Consider the following 20,989-nt stretch of genomic DNA (forward strand, 5'->3'; position numbering starts at 1 on the left):
ACTGCACAAATCTTCCAGACACCTCTGGCGCCAGCGGTTAACCTGCTCGGGCAGATACACAAAAACGGGACCGCCCATGACGCCGCGCAACTGGATCGATCTCAAGCAGGACGCCACGTCCGGCATCGAGACCGTGCGCGCGCATTTCGAGGGGCATGCCTACGATCCCCATTGGCACGACGCCTATCTGGTGGGCGTGACCGAGCAGGGCGTGCAGCAGTTCCATTGTCGCCGCCAGCAGCACAACAGCACGCCGGGCAAGGTGTTTCTGCTCGAGCCTGGCGAGTTGCATGACGGCAACGCGCCCCACGCCAGCGGTTTCACCTATCGCACGTTGTACCTCGAGCCACAGTGGCTGGAGCGCGAGTTGCGGTCGTTGTTCGACGTGGCTCCGGATAATGCACAGCTGGGATTTGCCGCCACCCTGGCTGACGATGCGCGGCTGGCGAGCGCCACGGCGCTGGCGTTCCAGAGCCTGCACCAGCAGGAGATCCGCATCGTCCGTCAGACGACCCTCGACGCCTTGCTGGCTAACCTGACCCAGCACCTGCACTGGCGTGCGCGGATCAATCCCGATCCGCGCTTGCCATTGGTGGCGCAGCAGGCCCGTGATTACCTGCACAGTCATCTGAGTGAAGACATCGGGCTGGATGACCTGGCACGGGTCACCGGGGTGGATCGTTTTCGCCTGACCCGCGCCTTCAAGGCTGCGTTCGGTCTCGCCCCCCATGCCTATCTGATCCAGTTGCGTCTGGCCCGGGCCCGGCGCTTGCTGGCCCGTGGCGAAAGCGCGGTGGCGGTGGCGGCGATACTCGGGTTTGCCGACCAGAGTCATTTGGGTCGCTGGTTCCAGCGTGCCTATCGCCTGAGCCCGGCGGACTACCGCAAGCGTTGCTCAAACGTTCCAGACTGAGCGCCGTTGGGTGGGGATGATCAGGCTACGATCATTCACCGAGATGTTGCTCCATGGACCAGTTGCTGCCGTTTGCCTTGTTCGCCTTTGTCGCCTCCATTACCCCGGGCCCGACCAATATCCTGGTGCTGAGCCACAGCTCGCGCTTTGGCCTGGCAACCACCTGGCCGATCATCCTCGGCGCCTGCGCTGCCGCAGCCTTGTTGGTGTTGTTGGTCGGCACGGGATTGGGGGATGTGCTGGCCCGTCATGCGACGATTCAGACGTTGCTGTCATGGGCTGGAATTGCCTGGCTGAGCTGGATGGCCTGGCAAATATTCAGCACGCCGGCCCAGGCCATTGACCCCGAGCGCCGCATTGAGGGCCCACGACTTGGCTTGACAGGGGCGGCCGCTTTGCAGTTGGTCAATCCCAAGACCTGGATGATGGCATTGGCGGTGGTCAGCGTTTTCGCCGGCACCGAGGCCGACCGCACCGTGCGGGTGCTCTGGCTGTCCCTGGCGTTCTTCGCGATTTCCATTCCGTGCATGACCGTGTGGGCCTATCTGGGCCTCGGTGCTGCCAGATTCTGCCGCAGCGCCGTGGCCATGGGGCGGTTCAATCGAGTCATGGCGGTGTTGTTGCTGATGTCGGCGTGGTTGACGTTGGTGGTCTGAGCCGCTGACGAGAGGGGCGAAGCGCCCACCCAAAGGCAGCGCTTCGCCAAGCCTCGGTCTATCGCAGGTCAGCTTTGCAAGTACACCGCATGGGTATGGGTGTATTCGTACAAGCCGTGCTTGCCATCGGCCCCACCCACCCCAGACTTACGCACGCCGGCATGGAAGCCCTGCATGGCTTCGAAATTTTCGCGGTTGACGTAGGTCTCGCCAAAGTCCAGGCCACGAATGGCGTGCATGGCCCGGCTCAGGTCGCGGGTGTAGACCGAAGAGGTCAGGCCGTAGTCGCAGTCATTGGCCAGGGCGATGGCCTCGTCCAGGTCGTCAATGATCTGGATCGGCAGCACGGGACCGAAGATTTCCTCACGCATGATGTCCATCGAGGCGTTGCAACCGGCCAGTACCGTGGGTTGAAAGTGAAAGCCCTGGGGACGCTCCGCCACGCGGCCGCCGCTGACCAGGCTGGCGCCTTGGCTGAGGGCGGTTCGCACCTTGCGTTCAACACTGTCCAGGCCCTGACGGTTGATCAGTGGACCCATTTCCACGTCGGCTTCGGCGATCGGGTCGCCGTAGCGGGTTGCGGACATCGCCGCGCTGATGCGTTCGATGAATTGATCGGCGACCTTGCGCTCAACGTAGACACGTTCGGCACAGTTGCAGACTTGCCCGGTATTGATAATCCGTGAGTCGCGAATGGCTTTCACCGCCAGCGCCAGATCGGCGTCCGCCAGCACGATGGCCGGGGCCTTGCCGCCCAGTTCCAGGTTGAGCTTGGTAATGTTCGGTGCCGCCGCCATCATGATCCGTGAGCCGGTGTCGACGCTGCCGGTGAAGCTGATCATGTCCACGCCTTGGTGAGCGCTCAAGGCTGCGCCGACCTGGCCGTCGCCGCATACAACATTGAACACGCCGGGCGGCAGGTCGGTTTCGGCCACCAGTCGGGCAAATTCGAAGCAGTTGTTCGGGGTTTCTTCGCTGGGCTTGATGACGATGGTGTTGCCGGTCAACAACGCGGGGGCCATCTTGCGAGCGATCAGGAAGAACGGAAAGTTCCACGGCAGGATCCCGGCCACCACGCCCAGGGGCTTGCGGAACAGGAAGATGTTTTCACCGCGCCGGTCGCTGGTGATGATCTCGCCTTCGATGCGTCGGGCCCATTCGGCCATATAGTCGAGGTAGTCAGCGGTGAAATTCACCTCCACCTCGGCCAGGGCGCTGATCTTGCCTTGTTCCAAGGTGATGGTGCGTGCCAGGTGGGCGACGTTTTCCCGCAGTTTGGCGGCGATGCGGCGCAGGTGTCCGGCGCGTTCGATAGCCGGTTTGGCCGCCCAGTCTTTCTGCGTGGCGCGGGCGGCAGCCAGGGCCTGATCGACGTTGGCGGCGCTGGAAGCCGGAACCCGGGACAGCAAAGCGCCGGTTGCGGGGTTGAACACCTCCAGGTGCGCCTCGCTGTGGGTGAACTGGCCGTTGATGAAATTCTGGAATACAGGAACGGATGACATGGCGGTGTCCTTCAATAAGTGCGCGACGGCGCTTGAACGGCGGCGGGTTCACGGTAGCGGGCGAGGGTGGCAATGGCACTCTGGCGCAGCAGGCTGATGTCGATGGCCACGGCGATGAACTGGCAACCCCAGCCCTGATAACGGCGGGCGTCTTCTTCGTTGGGCGCGAGGATGCCGCAGGCCTTGCCGGCGGCGAGGGTGGCGTTCACGGCGTATTGGATGCGCGCCTGGACTTCGGGGTGGCCAGGATTGCCTGCGTGACCAAGGCCGATGGACAGGTCGGCGGGGCCGATGAACACCGCGTCCACACCCTCGACGGCGGCGATGGCTTCGACGTTTTCCACCCCGGTGCGTGACTCCACCTGGACGATCAGGCACAGCTCTTGATGGGCTGTGGTGAGGTAGTTGGCGACGCCGTCCCAGCGGGTCGCGCGGGTCAGGCCACCGCCCACACCACGAATGCCTTGGGGCGGATAACGCATGGCGCGCACCAGGGCCTGAGCCTGTTCAGCGGTCTCGACCATGGGAATCATCAGGGTTTGGGCGCCGACGTCCAACAGTTGCTTGATCAGGTTGGCATCGCCGGTCACCGCTCGCACCACTGGCGCGGTGGCATAGGGCGCCACGGCCTGGAGCTGGTTGAGCACGCTGGGCACGTTGTTGGGGGCGTGTTCGCCGTCGATCAGCATCCAGTCGTAACCGGTGCCGGCGACGATTTCGGCGGCGTAACCGCTGGCGAAGCCGGCCCAGATGCCGTACTGCGTATGCTTGGCGGTGAGCGCGGCCTTGAAGGCATTGTGAGGCATGTTCATGGTGGGCTCCTCTAGCGGTGATAAGGCCGGTGCAGTTGGCACTCGGGATTCAGCGCCACGCCGAAGCCGGGCTGGTCGAGGACCGACAGGCGCATGCGGCCTTGCACCGGTACCGGCTCGCCCAGCAATTGCGGGTGGAACATCGGCACCACTTCATCCGCCTGGGGCGCCATCATCAGGAATTCGGCGAACGGACTGTTATGCCGGGTGGCGACGAAGTGATAGCTGTAGACCGAGGAACCGTGGGGGATGACCAGTGCGTTATGGGCATCGGCCAGGGCCGAGATTTTCACCAGTTCGGTGAGGCCGCCGCACCAGCCGACGTCCGGCTGGATGATGTCGCAGCAGCCCATTTCCAGCAGCATGCGAAAGCCCCAACGGGTGGCTTCGTGCTCGCCGGTGGTCACCAGCATGCCCTTGGGTACATTGTTGCGCAGCGCCGCGTAGCCCCAATAATCGTCGGGTGGCAGAGCCTCTTCGATCCATTTCAAGCCGTGCTCATGGGCGCCGACCGCAAGTCTGGTGGCGTAGTTGAGGTCCAGGCTCATCCAGCAATCGAGCATCAACCAGAAGTCCGGACCGACCCGTTCGCGCATCGTTGCCAGTGCCTCGAGATTCTTGCGCAGGCCTTCCTCGCCTTCGGCCGGGCTGTGATGCAAAGGCATCTTGCCGCCGATGAAACCCATTTTTTGTGCCAGGTCGGGGCGGGCGCCGGTGGCGTAGAACTGCAACTCATCGCGCACCGCGCCGCCGAGCAGTTGATGCACCGGTTCCTGGCGGATCTTGCCGAGTAGATCCCAGAGGGCCAGGTCCACCCCGGAAATGGTGTTAATCACCAGGCCTTTGCGACCGTAGTAGAGCGTCGATTGGTACATCTGGTCCCAGATCTTTTCGATGTCGGTGACCCGGGCGCCTTCGACGAAACGCGCCAGATGCTTCTCTACGATGTAGGCCGCCGGTTCGCCGCCGGTGGTCACGGCAAAACCGACCGTGCCGTCACTGGCCTCGATCTCTACCACCAGGGTGCCAAGCACGTTGATACCGAAGCTGCGGCGACTCTGCCGGTACTGTGGGTATTTGCTCATCGGCGTGGCGATGTGATCGTCGATCCAGTGGCCGTCCGCCTGATCGTGATAATCCGCGCCGCCGCCTCGCAGGACGAAGGCGCGAACGTGTTTGATAGTGGGGATACCCATGGTGCAGCTCCTTGAGTTAAACCGTGGCCGGTGTGTTCGAAGCGCGTTGGCCGGGGGAGTGGATGCCCAGTACCAGCAACGCGGCGATGACGGTGGTGGCGGCGAGCAAATAAAGGCCGGCCGCGGGGGAATGAAAGGCGCCTTCGGCCCAGTTCTTCAGCACCGGGGCAATGAAACCGCCGAGTGCGCCGAAGGAGTTGATCAACGCGATACCTGCCGCAGCGGCACTGCCAGCCAGGTAACTCGAGGGAAAGGTCCAGAACACCGGCTGCACGGCAATGAAACCGGAAGCGGCAAAACACAGGGCGATGATGCCCAGCAGTGGGCTGGAAACGCTCACCGAGCAGGCGATCCCGGCGGCGGCCATCAACAGGGTCAACGCAGCCGTGCGGCGGCGCTGGCCAGTGCGGTCGCTGTAACCGGGAATCAGGTAGGCCGCGCACAGCGCACAAACCCACGGAATGGCCGTGACCAGGCCCACCATCAAGCCAACCTTGCTGCCCAGCAACCCGCCCACTTGGGTCGGCAGGTAAAACACCACGCCGTAGACGCTGGCCTGGATCAGCAGGTAGATCAGGCACAGGTACAGCACCGAAGGCTGGCACAACACGCTGAGCAGGCTGCGGCCATGGGATTGTTTGTGCTGGTCCTCGGCATCAAGCAGCTCCTGGACTTGGCGGCGCTCTTCAACCGTCAGCCATTTCGCATCGGCGGGGCGATTGTCCAGGTACCAGTAGGCCCATACGCCCACTGCCGAAGCCATCAGGCCTTCCACGGCGAACAGCCATTGCCAGCCGTGAACACCGGCGAAACCGTCCAGCTCCAACAGCAGGCCTGATAGCGGGCTGCCGAATATGAACGCCAGTGGTGCACCGAAATAAAAGAAGCCCATGGCCTTGCCCCGGGCCGCCGAGGGGAACCAGTAGGTGAGGTAGAGAATCACGCCGGGGAAGAACCCGGCTTCGGCCACGCCTAGCAGGAAGCGCAGCACATAGAAACTGGTTTCGTTGTGGGCAAAGACCATCGCCGCCGACACCAGGCCCCAGGTGACCATGATCCGGCACATCCACAGCTTCGCACCGACGCGGTGAAGGATCAGGTTGCTGGGCACTTCCAGCAACGCGTAACCGGCAAAGAACACGCCGGCGCCAAATGCGAATGCGGCGTCGCCGATACCGGTGTCGGCCTGGAAGGCTTGCTTGGCGAAGCCAACGTTGGCGCGGTCGAGAAAGGCCATGATGTACATCAGCAGCAGGAAGGGCAGCAGGCGCCAGGAAATCTTGGCCAGCACAGACACAGGAAGAGTCTTCATCGCGGGAGTCCTTTAGCAGGTATTTGTTCTTATGGGCTGGACTGTACGGCGGGCGATTGATGCGTTACAAATCGAATCTCGCTAACAATCGATACCTTGAAGGTATCGGTAATCAGAGGCCTATCAATGACTCATCCTGTATTGTCGCGCAGTCTGTTCAACCGCCTGCGCTACAAGCACTTGCACATGCTGGTGGCCTTGAGCGCCAGCCAGAACCTGCACCGGGCGTCCCAGAGCCTGAACATGTCGCAACCGGCGGCGACCCGGATGCTGCACGAGATCGAGGACATGTTCGGTTGCGACCTGTTCGAGCGACTGCCCCGGGGCATGCGTCCGACTGCCCTGGGCCAGGAGCTGATTCGCTTCGCCGAGTTGGCTCTCAGCGGCCTGGACCGCTGCGCCGAAGACCTGCTGGCCCGGCAGCAAGGCGGTTACGGTTACCTGTCCATCGGCACCATCATGGGAGCAGCGCCGGACCTGGTCATGGATTCCATTGCCCGGATCAAGGCGCTCAATCCGCAGCTGCGGATCCGCATCATGGGCGACACCAGCGACCAGGTGATCCAGTTGCTGGAGCAAGGCCGCATTGACCTGGCCATCGCCCGGCGCAACGCCGCCACCGACAGCGAGCACTACGACTTCGAACCACTGGGCAATGAGCGACTGCTGGTGGTGGTTCACGCCGGCCATCCCCTGGCCCGGCGCAAAAAACTGGACCTGGCCGAACTGGTCAGCGACTGGCCGTGGATCCTGCAGCCGGAAACCAGCCCGGCGCGCATCGGCCTCGATCAAGCGCTGCAACGTCTTGCGTTGCCGACACCCGCAGACATCATCGAATGCAGCTCGGTGTATTCCATGCAACAGCTGATTCAACTGACCGACGCGATCATGGTGCTCTCGGAAACCGCCTTGCGCGATTACCTGAAAATGGGCTTGGTGGTAGCGCTGCCGGTGGCGCTGGACGTGCAATTGGCGCCGTTTGGCTTGTTGCGGCGCAAGGGGGAGCCGGTGAACCGGGAGCTGGGGTTGTTCATTGATCTGCTGCGCACGCAGGCCGCGGCGGGAAGGTAGCGCCGAAGCGCTTGCTGCGCTGACGCCCGCAACCCCTTGCAACGGTTGCGCGGTTTCAAAAAACGATCGGTTTGGAGAGCATCGACCACGTCAACGTATTCAATCGCCCCCAAGGAAGGAGGTCCAACATGTCCACACTCGAGACCCATGTCGAGTTTATCCGCGCCAGGCTGCCCGTCTGGTTGAAACGCGCTTCGCGGGCCCATCAGAAACGTTTCAAGGTCCTCACCCAGCAATTGCAGCGCGACAGTGACACCCTCAATGCGCTGATGATCGACTTGCCGGCCCCCGATACCTTTACGCGCGATCTGCTGCAGGCTCAGCCGCAGGTACAAGCCTGGGGGGCGGTGAATGGCACGGGCGGTGTCGCGGGTGCGGTACGTCGGGCCCGGGTCAAGCGCGATCCCTTCGGTGCCTCGCTGTCGGTGGTCGAAGCGGCCATGCGCAATTACCCTCCCGCCGATGCGACCGTCGGCAGCGAGTTCGATAAGAAAGGCGAGCTGTTCATCAAGGGCAAGCCTGGAGAGTTCAGCCGTTGGGGGGCGCCGTCAGCCACGGCGGCGCTGCCCACGACCCCGGCCAGCTTCGCGCGGCTTTGTCGACAGGTAGATGTGGGCGGGGCTTATCAGCGCTTGCTCGAACAACGGCTGCCGCGTATCGGCAGAGAGGTTCCCGCCGTCGCCAAGGCCTATAGGGCTTACGCACGTAGCCAGCTCGCCTATGACGCCTACGAGGCGAAGCTGGATGGACGCCTGGACGAAACGGGTGAGCGACTGCTGGCTTATGTCGGGGTGCAGCTTGAAGATCGACTCGTGGCGCCTCTGGCTTGTGAGGTCAAGGCGCTGGAGGTGCTGTCGGCGCCGCTGTTCGGCGCTCGGGTGTATTGGGGCCTGGCAGCAGATGCCAAAGGCGTGCGCCCGGTGGTCTTGCACCTGCCCCATGACGTGGTGGCGCCCATCAAGCAATTTCCCAGCTTGCAGGCCATGGCCGCCCAGTTGACCGAGCGGATGCGCAAACGCAGTTACCGCCAGAGCCTGATGCGTTATCTTCCGATGCGCTTGCAGGCCCGGCTGGGCGAAGCCCTGCATGATCAGGTGGAGTGGGAGGTAAAAGACAACCTCAATCTCTTTCAGGAAATCCACGCTCGCATTACCGGCTGGCGAGAGGGCGAGCTGGGTGAGGATGGCAACCCCCGACGCATTCGGGTGCCAGCGCCCCACGTGCCCTGGAATCTTAGCGATGTGCGCGAAAATCACTGGGACGATCGCTATCACGAATGGCGCACCCACACCTTGGCCAATGCCTCGGCGCTGATGGTCCCAACCAAGAATCAGGACTGGCAGGCGCTCCTGGCTCGCTTCGAGTATTGGGAAAGCCTCGTCGAGCGCTCGTTGATGTTGGCCGTCAGCTTCATCCCGTTTTGCGCACCGATTGGAATGGCCGCAGCGGCGGTGGGCGGGGTGCGCCTGGTGTATGAGTTCTTCGAAGGTATCCAGGCGTTCAACGAGGGGCATGCACAAGAAGGCATCGATCACATTTTCAACGTCTTGTTCGGCGTCGCTCAAGGCGCTTACCTTGGGTTTATCGGCGGGGCAGTTGAACCCATGCCGATGCAGGACGGTACGACGCGCCTGTGGAATGGCGATGTCACGCCGTTCCAGGCCCGGCGCGGCCCCCCCATGGAGGCCGAGCAGGATGCCTGGGGCGTCTGGCGCACGACGGACCAGGCATGGGTGCAGGTTGAGGGCCGTTACTTCGAGGTGCAAGGGAGCGCCGATGCCTTGGGTTTGCGCCTGCCCGCCGGGCATCGAGGCGTGACGCCTTTGCTGGAATGGAGCCGCGCCCGTGGCTGGCGCTGGGCGCACCGTAACCCGTTGCAGCGCAGTAACCTGGAACTGTTGCGCGACTTTGCCGAAACGCCAGGCGAACTGGACGACAAGACGATCCTTGCCCTGCAGCGGCAGGTGGGTATCAGCGAGGCGCACCTGCGTTATCTGCAAGTGGAAGGACAGCCGCTGCCGGCGCTATTTGCCGACGCCCTGAGTGAAGCGCGCAATTGGCAAAAGGTGCAGCAGACCATCGGGCGTCTGCGCCGCGATGAAGCGCCTGGGCATGTGCCTGTTCAAATCACGCTAGCCCTTGTGGATCTGCCGGGTTGGCCAAAGGACTTGATGTTGCGCTACCACGACGGCGGACAGACCCACTTCGTAGGTGACACAGCCGCCACGCGCACTCTCGACGTGTACGACGCAGACCTGGCGCAAGACGCCTGGGCGGATCGCATCCTGGCTGGGCTGAGCGTGGATGAACAGCGCACGCTGCTGGGGCAAAGCACCCTTGGCCTGCGCCCGGTGGAGCGCAGTCGGTTATTGGCCAGGCGCTGGTCCGATTACCTAGAACGCCATGGGACGCAAGTAAGCGCTGCCATGGTCCGGCCCGCAGGGCTCGATCCGCTGGCTGTTCCCGTGGCGCGTGCCTTCTCAGGCTTACCGGAGTCCATGGCTAACGAACTGGCCAATCTGGCTCAAGGCCAGGACCGGTTGCGCCTGCTTAAAGGCCGGGTTATCGGGCGCCTGGGCAAGCAATGTGTAGAAGCCCTGAGCGAGTTGCGCCTGACCCGTGCCTTGCGCGCCCTGGAGCGTGGCGAAAGCAGTGCCGACCGGGATGGCATCGTCATGGGGCTGCTTGGCAGTATCACGCGCTTGCGCGGTCGACTGCACTTGCGTCTGTTGTCGCCCGAGCAGCGGCACCTGCTCACGGTGGGAGAAACGGGGCCTTTGAAAGTCATTCGCCAGGAAGGCTGGCAATACCAGCCTTTTGACGAAGAGGGCAGCGAACTGGCCGGGCCTTCGAACCTGGAGCAAGCGCTGCTCAGGGCCATGCCGGACGAGGCGCGCAAAGCCTTGGGCCTGAATATCTGGGACGCGGAAAAGCTGCGCGAGGAACTGCTGGAGATGGCCTTGGGTGACCGCCAGAGCCTGCGCGCTTACTTGCGACTCAAGCGCCTGGACAGCGATGGGGCGACCCCGCAATGGTTGAACAAGGCCTTCGGTTATCCTCTAAGCGGGCGTGGCAGGCTTCCCTTGCAGCGCTGGCATGGCAGTCTGCAAAGGCGTCTTGAGCGGTTGTATCCCCACTCTGCCGGAGAAGCCCTCACGGAACTGCAACGAAGCCTGACCGACCAGGCCGGGCGCGAAGGCATCAGCCTGGACGATCTGGTCACCCGGTTGACCCAGGAATGGGCGACGCTGGATGAAGGGCTGCGCCAGTGGGAGGTGCACGAAGGTATTCATCATCCTGTCGAGAGCCAGTATCACCGCGAGGACCTGATTGCTCTGCGCAAGGAGGTGGCGAAGGAAATCCGTCGAGCCTGGCGGCGTGAACCCGATCCGACCAGGGAAGACAGCGAGTTGGTTCTGCGTCTGTCAGGGTGGCACATCGGCCGGCTTCCACCGCTGAGCGCGCGTTTCGAGCACATTGAGGAACTGATGCTGGCTCATATGGGCTTGAATGAGGACCCCTCGGATTTTCTGCGGCTGTTCCCCAATGTCGATACGTTGCGCCTGCACGACAACAACCTCACCGCCGTGCCCATGGCCACCGGCGAGTTTCGTCACTTGCTGGAACTGTCATTGGGCAAGAACCCGCTCAATATGGATGCGAACGTATTCGCGCCCTTGCTCGGGGCCGATCGCGCGCCCCTTCTAGAAGAACTCAACCTGTCCGGGGTGAGCGGCGGGGCGGTGGGCAGTGCCGACAGGGTGACGGCCATCGGCCGTCTGGGTGAGCTACCTTCACTGCATGAACTGGTATGGTCCGACAACGTGCATTTCACCCCCGAAGAGCTACAGACCATTACCGCGCTACCGGGGTTGCAGAGGCTGGATCTGGCCCGCTGTGGCCTGCGGCTGGATCAGCAGGGCAGTGCCTTTCTGCGCACCGCCACGGGCTTGAAGGAGCTGCGTCTGAGCGGCAACAACTGCCGCGAATTACCTGATTTACCTGAACTTGCGGCCCTGGAATCGCTGGAACTGGCCAATGCGAAGCTCGATCGGGTACCGGCCCTGGCATTAACCTTGATATCCCGGCCTTCATCCGAACCCCTATTCGTCGATCTCAAGGGCAACCACATCACTGACATCCAGGGTGATCTGATTCCCGCGCTTGGCAGCATGCCGACGAGCAATACACTTGGGTTGTGGCTCGAAGACAATCCGCTGCCCAGTAGCCAGATCCGGATCCTGCGCGCACTGGACCCACAGTCCTTTCGCTATACCGTCGACGATTGGCTGGAGACCTTCACAGGACTGCAACGGGCGTTGGAAGTGGCTCGCGACGATGCCGGAGGGCGACGGTTCATCGACTGGTTCTGCGCAGCCATCAGTGACGTCGATGCTGACACGCCGGGCGGGCTCGCCCTTGGCGATCGCCAAAGGGCCGCCGGTATTTTGCAGTATTACACCGGCTACCCGGACATCTATGCCGAACTCTCTGCCCGGATTACCGACTTCAACCAGCAACTTGGACAGTTGCGCATGCGCTTGCAAGGGCGGGTCATGGACCCGCAAACGCCGGATGTCGCCGAACTGGAGTTGCACTTTCTCATGTTCCAATCGGTTCAGCGCGCGCGTCTCGAGCCGCAAGGCGAGCCTTTTGCGAGCTTCATCGGCCACCACTACGACTATTGGGACCGGGTGCTAAGCAGCCGCCTTCCCGAGGTTTCCCAGCGCCGTGCGGCGATGACCCGAGAGGGCTTCATCAATTGGCTCAGCGAAGCCCAGGACACTTTCAACAGCAACGATCAAACGCCACGTGTAGGGGAGCAGGTCTGGCGGCCATACTTGGGGTTGATGTCCCGAGACTGGCTCGAAGGTCTGGCAACCTGGGAGACGGTGGAAGACGACCTGGTGGACGCTTTCAGCGAGCCTGTGGACCCATCCCGCTGGCCGCAGGTGCTGCTCGATAATCTGGTTCAACCGGGCGATGACCTGCCCAGTGCCCTGGAGCCCGTGACGGCGCCCGAAGGCACCGTCTGGCATCGGGTGCGGCTCGAAGCGGTGGCGGATGTGGATTGGAACGCGGGCGAGCCGGTGACACTCACGGAAGACCAGTTGCGGCGCACCATGATCATCTACCGTTCGGTCAAGAGCCGGGAAGTCGAGGCCATGGTACGTCGGATCACCGCGGGACTTGTCACCCCCTGGTGGTCGTTGCGGGCGCCGTAGTCTCATCGCCGGTAAACACCAACGCCTTCAGGCCACATTCCCCGTCGGTGTCGGGAAACTCCGGCGGATTGGCCAGGCGTTCCACGAATTTCAGGTTTGGCGCTTCACGGGTGACACCGTCGATAAGAAAGTCCGGGCCGGTGGCCGGGTCGTTGCTGCAGGCCAGGACCGTGCCACCGGCGCTGAGCAGTTCCGGCAGGCGCCGCAGTACCCGCTGATAGTCTTTGGTCAGCAGGAAACTGCCTTTCTGAAAGGTGGGCGGATCGATGATGACCAGATCGTAGGGGCCACTGTTGATCACCTTGCCCCAGGACTTGAACAAGTCGTGGCCAAGGAAACTTACCTGACTCAGGTCGTGGCTGTTGAGGCGATGATTGTCGCGGCCACGGCTCAGGGCCGCGCGCGACATGTCCAGGTTGACCACATGTTGCGCACCGCCGGCGATGGCGGCCACCGAAAAACCGCAGGTGTAGGCGAACAGATTCAGTACTCGCTTGCCGCTGGCGTTGGCTCGAACCCAGTCGCGGCCGTAGCGCATATCGAGAAAAAGCCCGTTGTTCTGCTTCTTGCCCAGGTCGATCCGGTAACGCAAGCCGCCTTCGATCAGCGTCCATTCTTCGACCGGCTCGCCCACCAGCCACTGGGTAGTGCTGTCGGGAAGATAACGGTGTTGCACGGCCAGCGTATGGGCCGTGCTGTGCTGCCAGGCCGGTGTGGCCGTGAGGGCGAGCAGCATGGACATCAGATCGTCCAACTGCGCAGGCTCAGGCGCCTTGAACAACGAAACCAGCACCACCCCTTGCAGCCAGTCGACGGTGATCTGCTCCAGCCCCGGCCAGCAGCGACCGCGGCCATGGAACAGGCGCCGGGTTTCTTCCGGCACCGAGGTCAGGGCCGTCAGTAAATGGGTCTGCAGGGTTTGAAGGGCTTCAGGGTTCATCGCAAAGGCCAGCAATTCGAAGGGCCGGCATTTTAACCACCCAGTGACCTTGTGGCGAGGGAGCAAACGCCCTCGCCACAAGCGCGCGGCCTAGCCATCACTGGTCGCAAGAATACTGGCAACCTGTTGCGGTTGACAGTTGAGGTAGGCCGAGCGCTTGAGCCAGCTCGGGTCCGGGTACCAGGAAAACATGAATTGCCCGTCTTTAAGTTTGTCGATCACCTTGCGCGCCACCTGCGGGCGGACGGCTGGGCAGCCCAGGCTGCGGCCAATGCGCCCCTGACGCACGCTCCACAGCGGGTTCACATAATCGGCGGCGTGGATCACGATCGCGCGATCGCGGGCCAGGTCATTGAAGCCCGGCTCCAGACCATCCATGCGCAACGAGTATCCATGGGCGCCCTGATAACTTTCCTGAGTGCGAAACAGCCCCAGGCTCGACTGGAAACTGCCCAGACGATTGGAGAACTGTGTGGCGAAGTTTTCCCCGGATTTTTGCCCGTGGGCCACCAGGTCGCGCAATACCAGCTTCTTCTGGCGCAGGTCGAAGATCCACAGGCGCCGGGCCGTGGAGGGTTGCGAGTAGTCGATGACCGCCAGGTGACGGGCGGGGCGAGCGCCGTTGGCGACAGCGCATTGCATGGCGCTCAAGGCACTTTTAAGCGCCTGGGGATTGAGTTCCGGCGCTGCGTGGGTGAGGCTGTTGTAAAGCGGCTGAGAATTTCCTTTGTCGGCCAGCGCCGGGCCGCACATGACGCCAAGGCCGGTGATGACCAGGCAGAGTCGGCGCAAGAGGCTGGCTGAAGATGGAAAATTCCCACGGTGGTGTTCGTTTGCGGCATCCCGTCCGATTTGGTTTGTTTGCATGATGGCGGGTCGTACCTGTCGCAAAGTTGACCGTCAACGGGACGGCCATGGATTGGAGTAAAGCAGTTGTTCAAAAAGTCCGCATGTTACCTGAGCCTTTTATTGCTCACTGCGCCATTGGTCGCTACAGCCGAGCAAAGCGATCCGGCCCTGGTGCAAACCACCTTGGCCCAGCTATCCGTCAACTGTCCCGAACTGGCCGCAGGCGTCGACTTTCCGACGATGATGAGTTTGCAGGCGTTCTACGAGCAAAACGCAGGCCAGGACGTCTGGTCGGACGATGAGCGGCGGATGGCGTTGCAGGTACAGTTGCAGCAACTGGCCGACGACGGACTGGACCCGGCACGCTACAGCTTGCCCGCAGAAGAAACCGCCCAAAACGCCCATTGTGTAGACATCGCCATCAGTCAGCGCTACTTGCAAGCGCTGTATGAGCTACGTTTCGGCTACCTGCCTCAGGAGCGCCTGGAGCCGGTTTGGAAGGCCGACCCGCTGCCGCAGGATCGCCAGGCCGCAGTGTTGGCCATCGCCGGGCTGGGGCTACAGGACCTGAATGACGCTTTTGAACAGGCCCGACCGCGCCTGGCGCTGTATCGCAACTTGCGTGAACTTTACGCCCGGCAACGGCAACTACCCTTGCCCGAATGGCAACCGGTGCCTGGCGGCCCGTTGTTGCACCCGGACAAGCGCGACGCCCGCGTGCCGGCCCTGGCCCAGCGATTGTTCAGCGAAGGCTATTTCAGCGCACCCCCGGTGATCATCGACGATCACTACAACCCCGACCTGGTGGCGGCGATGAAAAGCTTCCAGCTTCATCATTCGCTGCAAGCCGATGGGGTAGTGGGGCCATGGACGGTGACGGAGCTGAACATCAGCCCGTTCATGCGGCGCGAGCAGTTGCGCGTCAATCTGGAACGCATGCGCTGGCTGGCTCGGGACCTGGAGGCGGACAGCGTACTGGTCAATGTGGCGGCGGCCCGGTTGACGGTCTACCAGGACGGCGCACCGGTCTGGCAAACCCGCACCCAAGTGGGCCGCGCGGACCGGGAAACACCCCTGCTCAAGTCCCGGGTGACACGACTGACCCTCAACCCGACCTGGACCATCCCCCCGACCATCATGCGCGAAGACAAACTGCCTGAGATTCGTCGCGACCCCGAGTTCTTGAGTCGACACAACTTGAGGGTGATCGATCGCGATGGCTTGCCGTTACTGGCCCAGGACATCGATTGGGAGCATCCCGGCGGCCTCATGCTGCGCCAGGACCCCGGTCCACAAAACCCACTGGGTAAAATGGCGATCCGCTTTCCCAACCCGTTTTCCGTGTACCTGCATGACACGCCCAGCCAGTCCCTGTTCAGCAAGGAACCGCGGGCGTTCAGTTCGGGGTGCGTGCGAGTCGAACAGGCCATGCAGTTGCGCGACTGGCTGGTGAGCCCGGCTGAACGTCTGCGCACCGACACGCTGCTGGCCAGCGGGCTGACTCATGAGTTCAGGCTGGCCAGGCCGGTGCCGATTCTGTTGGGCTACTGGACAGTGCAAGCCGACAACCAGGGGCAGGCAGTGTACATCCCGGATATCTACAAGCGTGATCAGGTCCTCTCTGCCGCCAAGGGCAGCGTGCTCTGATGGCGGTCAGGCGCACTCGGTGCTTGCTTGAACCGGTGCAGTCTCGTCGCGAACCTGGAACAACTGCCGGCCAATGGCATAGGCAGCGTCCAGGTGACGTGCCGGTTCGAGGGTTTCCGATTCGAGCAAACGCTTGGAACTGACCACCCGGGCGCCGCAGTAATCAAAGATACCGTGGTCGATTTGCGCGGTCATCGCCTGGTCATAACCGTGGCGCTGGAACGTACCTTCATCAGCCCCGCCCACGGCCACCAGATGCACCTGCAAACGCTGCAATTTTTTGATAAAGGGCTTATCGAGGCTGAAATCGAACGCCCAGCCGTTGGAAAACACCCGGTCGATCCACCCCTTGAGCAAGGCTGGCATCGACCACCAGTAAATGGGATACACCAGCACCAGCGCATCTGCGCGGTCGATTCTGGCTTGTTCGGCCAAAACGTCCATGGGCGGTGAGGCTTCGCGGTGGTGTACCGCATGGTCGGCGAAACTGAACCGCGGATCGAAGCCTTCGGCGGCCAGGTCGGCGATCTCGAACGTATCGGCGGGATTGGCTTGGGTCAGGCCTTGGGCGATTTTTTTGGCGAGGCCGTGGGTAAGGGAGTGGGAATCGTGGTGAGCGACAACGATGAGTGCGTGCATGGCAAAACTCCTCATGGCAATGACCGGTATCAAGCAGGTATGCTTGGTTAAGTTACCTTTGGTAAGTTACGGTTGGTAAAGTTAGCATGTCAAGTCTTGATGAAAATTCGCGATCTTCTGCTGCTCCCCGTCGACGCTTGTCTCGCGAGGATCGGCAACGACAGCTGTTGGATGTCGCCTGGCGGCTGGTGCGAGAGGAGGGCAGCGAAGCGCTGACCCTGGCCCGGCTCGCCGAACAGGCGGGGGTCACCAAACCCATCGTGTATGACCACTTCACCACTCGGTCCGGGCTGTTGGCGGCGCTCTATCAGGATTTCGATGCCCGACAGACAGCGCTCATGGACGCCGCCCTGGAAGCGAGCGAGTCAACACTGCAAAGCCGCGCCGAGGTGATTGCTTCTTCGTTTGTCGAATGCGTCCTGCTGCAAGGCCGGGAGATCCCGGGGGTCATTGCAGCGCTGACAAGTTCGCCAGAACTGGAGCGCATCAAACGCGAATATGAGGCGATTTTCCTGGCCAAGTGCCGAGCCGTCCTGGAACCGTTCGCCGGTACACGGGCCCTCACGCAGGCGAGTCTGCGGGCGATGCTGGGTGCGGCAGAAGCCCTGTCCAATGCCGCTGCCACCGGGGAAGTCAGCGCTGACGAGGCCAAACAAGAACTCTTTGTGACCATCGTGGCGATGGTGGACAGAACCGCCCGCATCTGCGCGACCTGAACCTCCCCCATCGCGAGCAGGCTCACTCCCACGATGGCCCGAGCCCCTCTGTGGGAGCGAGCCTGCTCGCGATGGCGTCCGCCCAGTCACTGCACTTTTATGAAGCCGCAGGCGATAGATCGCACCATGGCAAGGCAATCGTCCGCGCATGGAAGCTTCAGGCGAGCGCCTGTAAGCATGAGGTGATTGGGCGGGCTCTTTCGCGGGCAAGCCCGCTCCCACAGGGATTTTCAAGGGTTGCAAGCAGCGTTGGATCTATGAATTCAAAGGGACAGACAAAGGCTTGGCACGCTCGCTGCAAGAGGCTGTTCAGGCCCACTGTAAATACACTCAAGTGGGCAACCCCGTCGGTCAACGAAGATCGAGAGCCAGCAGGCCGGGGATAACGGTAGATCGGGGCGCAGTCGCCGGATCGATACCGCACAGAACAGGCAAAGACGCCTGGAACCGCAAGGTTTCAGGCGTCTTTTTTTTTGCTTCCAAAATCGTGATGGGCTTTTGTCGGGTGCTTTTATGAATTCCAACGTCGCTTCCCTGAACAAGCTGCAAACACTGATCGTGATCGGCAATGGCATGGTCGGCCATCACTGCGTCGAGCAACTGATCGAGCGCGGTGCCCTCAATCATTGCCACCTGCATGTATTCAGCGAAGAACCGATGCGCGCCTATGATCGCGTGCATCTGTCGGAGTATTTCTCTGGCCGTGACGCCGAGTCCCTGGCGCTTGGGCAAGCCTCGTTGTACCAGACCCCCGGCGTCACGCTGCACTTGGGCGTGCCAGTGCTGGAAATTGATCGCCAGGCGCGCCAGGTGATCACCGCCCAGGCTCGCATCAGCTACGACAAACTGGTCCTCGCTACCGGCTCTTACCCGTTCGTGCCACCGATCCAGGGCGCCGAAGGCGATTCCTGCCTGGTCTATCGCACCCTGCAAGACCTGGACGCCATTCGTGCCGCCGCAAGCAACGCCCGTCGTGGTGTGGTGGTCGGGGGTGGTCTGCTGGGCCTGGAAGCGGCCAATGCCCTCAAGACTCTGGGCCTGGAAGCCCATGTGGTGGAATTCGCCCCGCGATTGATGCCGGTACAACTGGATGAGCAGGGCGGTTTGGCCCTCAAGGCGCGCATCGAGAAGCTGGGCGTCGGCGTGCATCTGTCCAAGGGCACGCAGTCCATCAGCGCTGGTGAACAGTACCGTTATCGGATGAATTTCGGCGATGACGACTTCCTGGAAACCGACCTGATCGTGTTCTCCGCCGGCATCCGCGCCCAGGATGCCCTCGCTCGCCAGTGCGATCTGCAGATCGGCCCGCGCGGTGGCGTGGTGATCGATGACCATTGCCTGAGCAGTGACCCGGACATCTACGCCATCGGTGAATGCGCAGCCTGGAACGGCAGCATTTTCGGCCTGGTCGCACCGGGTTACCAGATGGCTCGCAACGTCGCGGCTTGCCTGTGCGGTGATAGCGCCGAACCGTTCACTGGCGCGGACATGTCCACCAAGCTCAAGTTGCTGGGGGTGGACGTAGGTTCCATCGGCGACGCCCACGGCAATACACCGGGTTCGCGCAGCTTCCAGTTCATCGATCAAACCAGCGCCAGCTACCGGCGACTGGTGGTGGATGCCGACGGCAAACGAGTGATCGGCGCGGTCCTGGTGGGCGATAACAGCTACTACGACACCCTGCTGCAATACATGCAGAACGGCATCGCTTTGCCCAAGGACGCCGCCGGCCTGATCCTGCCGAGTTCCGAAGGCGCACCCACGTTGGGCCCGGCAGCGCTGCCGGCGGCAGCGACCATTTGCTCGTGCCACAACGTCACCAAAGGCTCGATCTGTGCGGCCATCGACAGCGGCTGCACCGACCTTGGGCAACTGAAATGCGATACCAAGGCCGGCACCGGTTGCGGCGGTTGCGCCGCCTTGGTCAAGCAGGTGTTCGAGCACGAACTGATCGCTCGCGGCGTCAGCGTCGACAAGAGCCTGTGCGAACACTTCGCCTATACCCGTCAGGAGCTTTATGCCTTGGTGCGGGTTGAAGGCATCATCAGCTTCGACGAGCTGCTGGCCAAGCACGGCCGCGGCCACACCGGTTGCGACTTGTGCAAACCGGCGGTGGGCTCGATCCTGGCGTCGTGCTGGAACCAGCCGATCATGGACCCGTCCCTGGTGCCGTTGCAGGACACCAACGATACCTTCATGGCGAACATGCAGAAAAACGGCACCTATTCGGTGGTGCCACGCATCGCCGGGGGCGAAATCACCGCCGACAAGCTGATCGCCATCGGCGTGGTCGCCAAAAAATACGACCTCTACACCAAGATCACCGGCGGCCAGCGCATCGACCTGTTCGGCGCCCAGTTGCACCAGTTGCCGGATATCTGGGCTGAACTGATCGAAGCGGGTTTCGAAACCGGGCACGCCTACGGCAAGTCGACCCGTACGGTGAAGTCCTGCGTGGGCAGCACCTGGTGCCGTTACGGCGTGCAGGACAGCGTGCAAATGGCCCTGACCATTGAAGATCGCTACAAGGGTTTGCGTTCGCCCCACAAGCTCAAGTTCGCGGTGTCCGGCTGCACCCGCGAGTGCGCCGAGGCCCAGAGCAAGGACGTCGGCGTGATCGCCACCGAGAAGGGCTGGAACCTCTACGTGGCCGGTAACGGCGGCATGCGCCCACGTCACGCCGAGCTGTTCGCCACCGACCTGGATGACGCGACCCTGATTCGCTACATCGACCGCTTCCTGATGTTCTACATCCGCACCGCCGACAAGTTGCAACGCACGTCGGTCTGGCGCGAAAGCCTGGAAGGCGGCCTGGACTACCTCAAGGACGTGATCATCGACGACAGCCTGGGCCTGGGGGCCGAACTCGAAGCCCAGATGCAATTGGTGGTCGATCGTTATGAATGTGAGTGGGCCAACGCCCTCAAAGACCCGGACAAACTCAAGCGCTTCCGCACCTTCGTCAACGACGGTCGCGGCGATCCGGATGTTCATTTCGTCAGGGAACGCGGCCAGCGCCGGCCGGTTCATGCCCACGAGCTTCACCTGATTCCCGTTACCGAGGAGGTGCTCTGATGAGCCAGTCAAACGTTGTTCGTATCCCCACCCGCGACGCGGCCCCAAGCCCTGTGCAATGGCGTGCCCTGTGCAGCCGTGAGGATCTGGTGCCCAACTCCGGCGTGGTCGCCTGGCACGACGGCAGCCAGGTGGCGCTGTTGTACCTGCCCGAACAACAGGACAAGCCGTTGTACGCCATCGACAACCGCGACCCCAAGTCCGGGGCGAACGTGATCGGTCGTGGGCTGTTGGGCTGCATCAAGGGCGAACTGGTGATCGCATCGCCCTTGTACAAACAGCATTTCCGCCTGGAAGACGGCCACTGCCTGGAGTACCCGGAGCAGCGTCTGCGGGTGTGGCCGGTGCGCCTGAATGGTGATGTGGTGGAGATTGGCGAAGACTGATTCGCACCTGGCCGCAGCAACACTGCTGTTGTGGCGAGGGGATTTATCCC

General features: G+C 62.4%; 15 protein-coding genes. 8 read left to right on the top strand and 7 right to left on the bottom strand.

Features of this window, described 5'->3' with window-relative positions:
- The first annotated feature begins 76 nt into the window (after window positions 1-76).
- Complete coding sequence (locus BM132_RS03465) at window positions 77-913, top strand: AraC family transcriptional regulator (protein ID WP_092397960.1); 837 nt, start codon at window positions 77-79, stop codon at window positions 911-913.
- Between the two features lie 53 nt (window positions 914-966).
- Window positions 967-1,569 carry a LysE family translocator gene (locus BM132_RS03470; RefSeq protein ID WP_092453284.1) on the top strand — a complete coding sequence of 201 codons (603 nt, stop codon included), beginning with the start codon at window positions 967-969 and terminating at the stop codon, window positions 1,567-1,569.
- A gap of 68 nt (window positions 1,570-1,637) precedes the next feature.
- Here BM132_RS03470 and aldA read toward each other — a convergent pair whose 3' ends face one another.
- From aldA to BM132_RS03490, 4 genes are read right to left on the bottom strand one after another with little or no spacing between them, the layout of a single operon-like run.
- The gene (gene aldA, locus BM132_RS03475; RefSeq protein ID WP_092453286.1) at window positions 1,638-3,071 is read right to left on the bottom strand and encodes an aldehyde dehydrogenase; all 1,434 of its coding nucleotides are present in this window, start codon (window positions 3,069-3,071) and stop codon (window positions 1,638-1,640) included.
- 11 nt (window positions 3,072-3,082) lie between these two features.
- Entirely contained in the window at window positions 3,083-3,883 is an 801-nt protein-coding gene (locus BM132_RS03480) for an aldolase/citrate lyase family protein (RefSeq protein WP_092453288.1), read from the bottom strand.
- Between the two features lie 11 nt (window positions 3,884-3,894).
- On the bottom strand, window positions 3,895-5,079 hold the full coding sequence (rhmD, locus tag BM132_RS03485) for an L-rhamnonate dehydratase (RefSeq protein WP_092453290.1): 1,185 nt from the start codon (window positions 5,077-5,079) through the stop codon (window positions 3,895-3,897).
- A gap of 16 nt (window positions 5,080-5,095) precedes the next feature.
- Window positions 5,096-6,391, bottom strand: coding sequence for an MFS transporter (locus BM132_RS03490; RefSeq protein WP_092397970.1), 1,296 nt, complete (start codon window positions 6,389-6,391; stop codon window positions 5,096-5,098).
- A gap of 126 nt (window positions 6,392-6,517) precedes the next feature.
- Between BM132_RS03490 and BM132_RS03495 the strand changes: the two genes are divergently transcribed.
- Window positions 6,518-7,462, top strand: coding sequence for a LysR family transcriptional regulator (locus BM132_RS03495; protein ID WP_092453292.1), 945 nt, complete (start codon window positions 6,518-6,520; stop codon window positions 7,460-7,462).
- A gap of 128 nt (window positions 7,463-7,590) precedes the next feature.
- Window positions 7,591-12,687 carry a dermonecrotic toxin domain-containing protein gene (locus tag BM132_RS03500; RefSeq protein WP_092453294.1) on the top strand — a complete coding sequence of 1,699 codons (5,097 nt, stop codon included), beginning with the start codon at window positions 7,591-7,593 and terminating at the stop codon, window positions 12,685-12,687.
- Here the strand turns inward: BM132_RS03500 and BM132_RS03505 are convergent.
- Together BM132_RS03505 and BM132_RS03510 are read right to left on the bottom strand one after the other, a co-directional pair.
- Window positions 12,656-13,627: a class I SAM-dependent methyltransferase gene (locus BM132_RS03505; protein ID WP_092453296.1), complete on the bottom strand. Its 972-nt coding sequence runs from the start codon at window positions 13,625-13,627 to the stop codon at window positions 12,656-12,658. The genes BM132_RS03500 and BM132_RS03505 overlap by 32 nt on opposite strands.
- A 90-nt stretch (window positions 13,628-13,717) precedes the next feature.
- A complete protein-coding gene (locus BM132_RS03510; RefSeq protein ID WP_092453891.1) occupies window positions 13,718-14,380 on the bottom strand; it encodes a murein L,D-transpeptidase catalytic domain family protein in 663 nt (220 codons plus the stop codon).
- A 180-nt stretch (window positions 14,381-14,560) separates the two neighbouring features.
- Here BM132_RS03510 and BM132_RS03515 point away from each other — a divergent pair, with 180 nt between their 5' ends.
- Complete coding sequence (locus BM132_RS03515) at window positions 14,561-16,123, top strand: L,D-transpeptidase family protein (protein WP_092453298.1); 1,563 nt, start codon at window positions 14,561-14,563, stop codon at window positions 16,121-16,123.
- 6 nt (window positions 16,124-16,129) lie between these two features.
- Here BM132_RS03515 and BM132_RS03520 read toward each other — a convergent pair whose 3' ends face one another.
- Window positions 16,130-16,762 carry an NAD(P)H-dependent oxidoreductase gene (locus tag BM132_RS03520; RefSeq protein WP_092453300.1) on the bottom strand — a complete coding sequence of 211 codons (633 nt, stop codon included), beginning with the start codon at window positions 16,760-16,762 and terminating at the stop codon, window positions 16,130-16,132.
- Window positions 16,763-16,848: 86 nt separating this feature from the next.
- Between BM132_RS03520 and BM132_RS03525 the strand changes: the two genes are divergently transcribed.
- From BM132_RS03525 to nirD, 3 genes are all read left to right on the top strand, one after another.
- Entirely contained in the window at window positions 16,849-17,478 is a 630-nt protein-coding gene (locus BM132_RS03525; protein ID WP_092397982.1) for a TetR/AcrR family transcriptional regulator, read from the top strand.
- Between the two features lie 513 nt (window positions 17,479-17,991).
- Window positions 17,992-20,553 carry a nitrite reductase large subunit NirB gene (gene nirB, locus BM132_RS03530; RefSeq protein ID WP_092453302.1) on the top strand — a complete coding sequence of 854 codons (2,562 nt, stop codon included), beginning with the start codon at window positions 17,992-17,994 and terminating at the stop codon, window positions 20,551-20,553.
- Window positions 20,553-20,939 carry a nitrite reductase small subunit NirD gene (gene nirD / locus BM132_RS03535; RefSeq protein WP_092453304.1) on the top strand — a complete coding sequence of 129 codons (387 nt, stop codon included), beginning with the start codon at window positions 20,553-20,555 and terminating at the stop codon, window positions 20,937-20,939. The genes nirB and nirD overlap by 1 nt, the downstream gene beginning before the upstream one ends.
- Window positions 20,940-20,989: the final 50 nt, after the last annotated feature.

The sequence above is a fragment of the Pseudomonas sp. NFACC45 genome, from assembly GCF_900113505.1.
Lineage (GTDB): Bacteria > Pseudomonadota > Gammaproteobacteria > Pseudomonadales > Pseudomonadaceae > Aquipseudomonas > Aquipseudomonas tehranensis.

Bases quoted from the DNA above. Each gene is read 5' to 3' on its own strand.
- BM132_RS03465 (WP_092397960.1), top strand. From the start codon at position 77: ATGACGCCGCGCAACTGGATCGATCTCAAGCAGGACGCCACGTCCGGC.
- BM132_RS03470 (WP_092453284.1), top strand. From the start codon at position 967: ATGGACCAGTTGCTGCCGTTTGCCTTGTTCGCCTTTGTCGCCTCCATT.
- aldA (WP_092453286.1), bottom strand. From the start codon at position 3,071: ATGTCATCCGTTCCTGTATTCCAGAATTTCATCAACGGCCAGTTCACC.
- BM132_RS03480 (WP_092453288.1), bottom strand. From the start codon at position 3,883: ATGAACATGCCTCACAATGCCTTCAAGGCCGCGCTCACCGCCAAGCAT.
- rhmD (WP_092453290.1), bottom strand. From the start codon at position 5,079: ATGGGTATCCCCACTATCAAACACGTTCGCGCCTTCGTCCTGCGAGGC.
- BM132_RS03490 (WP_092397970.1), bottom strand. From the start codon at position 6,391: ATGAAGACTCTTCCTGTGTCTGTGCTGGCCAAGATTTCCTGGCGCCTG.
- BM132_RS03495 (WP_092453292.1), top strand. From the start codon at position 6,518: ATGACTCATCCTGTATTGTCGCGCAGTCTGTTCAACCGCCTGCGCTAC.
- BM132_RS03500 (WP_092453294.1), top strand. From the start codon at position 7,591: ATGTCCACACTCGAGACCCATGTCGAGTTTATCCGCGCCAGGCTGCCC.
- BM132_RS03505 (WP_092453296.1), bottom strand. From the start codon at position 13,627: ATGAACCCTGAAGCCCTTCAAACCCTGCAGACCCATTTACTGACGGCC.
- BM132_RS03510 (WP_092453891.1), bottom strand. From the start codon at position 14,380: ATGTGCGGCCCGGCGCTGGCCGACAAAGGAAATTCTCAGCCGCTTTAC.
- BM132_RS03520 (WP_092453300.1), bottom strand. From the start codon at position 16,762: ATGCACGCACTCATCGTTGTCGCTCACCACGATTCCCACTCCCTTACC.
- BM132_RS03525 (WP_092397982.1), top strand. From the start codon at position 16,849: ATGTCAAGTCTTGATGAAAATTCGCGATCTTCTGCTGCTCCCCGTCGA.
- nirB (WP_092453302.1), top strand. From the start codon at position 17,992: ATGAATTCCAACGTCGCTTCCCTGAACAAGCTGCAAACACTGATCGTG.
- nirD (WP_092453304.1), top strand. From the start codon at position 20,553: ATGAGCCAGTCAAACGTTGTTCGTATCCCCACCCGCGACGCGGCCCCA.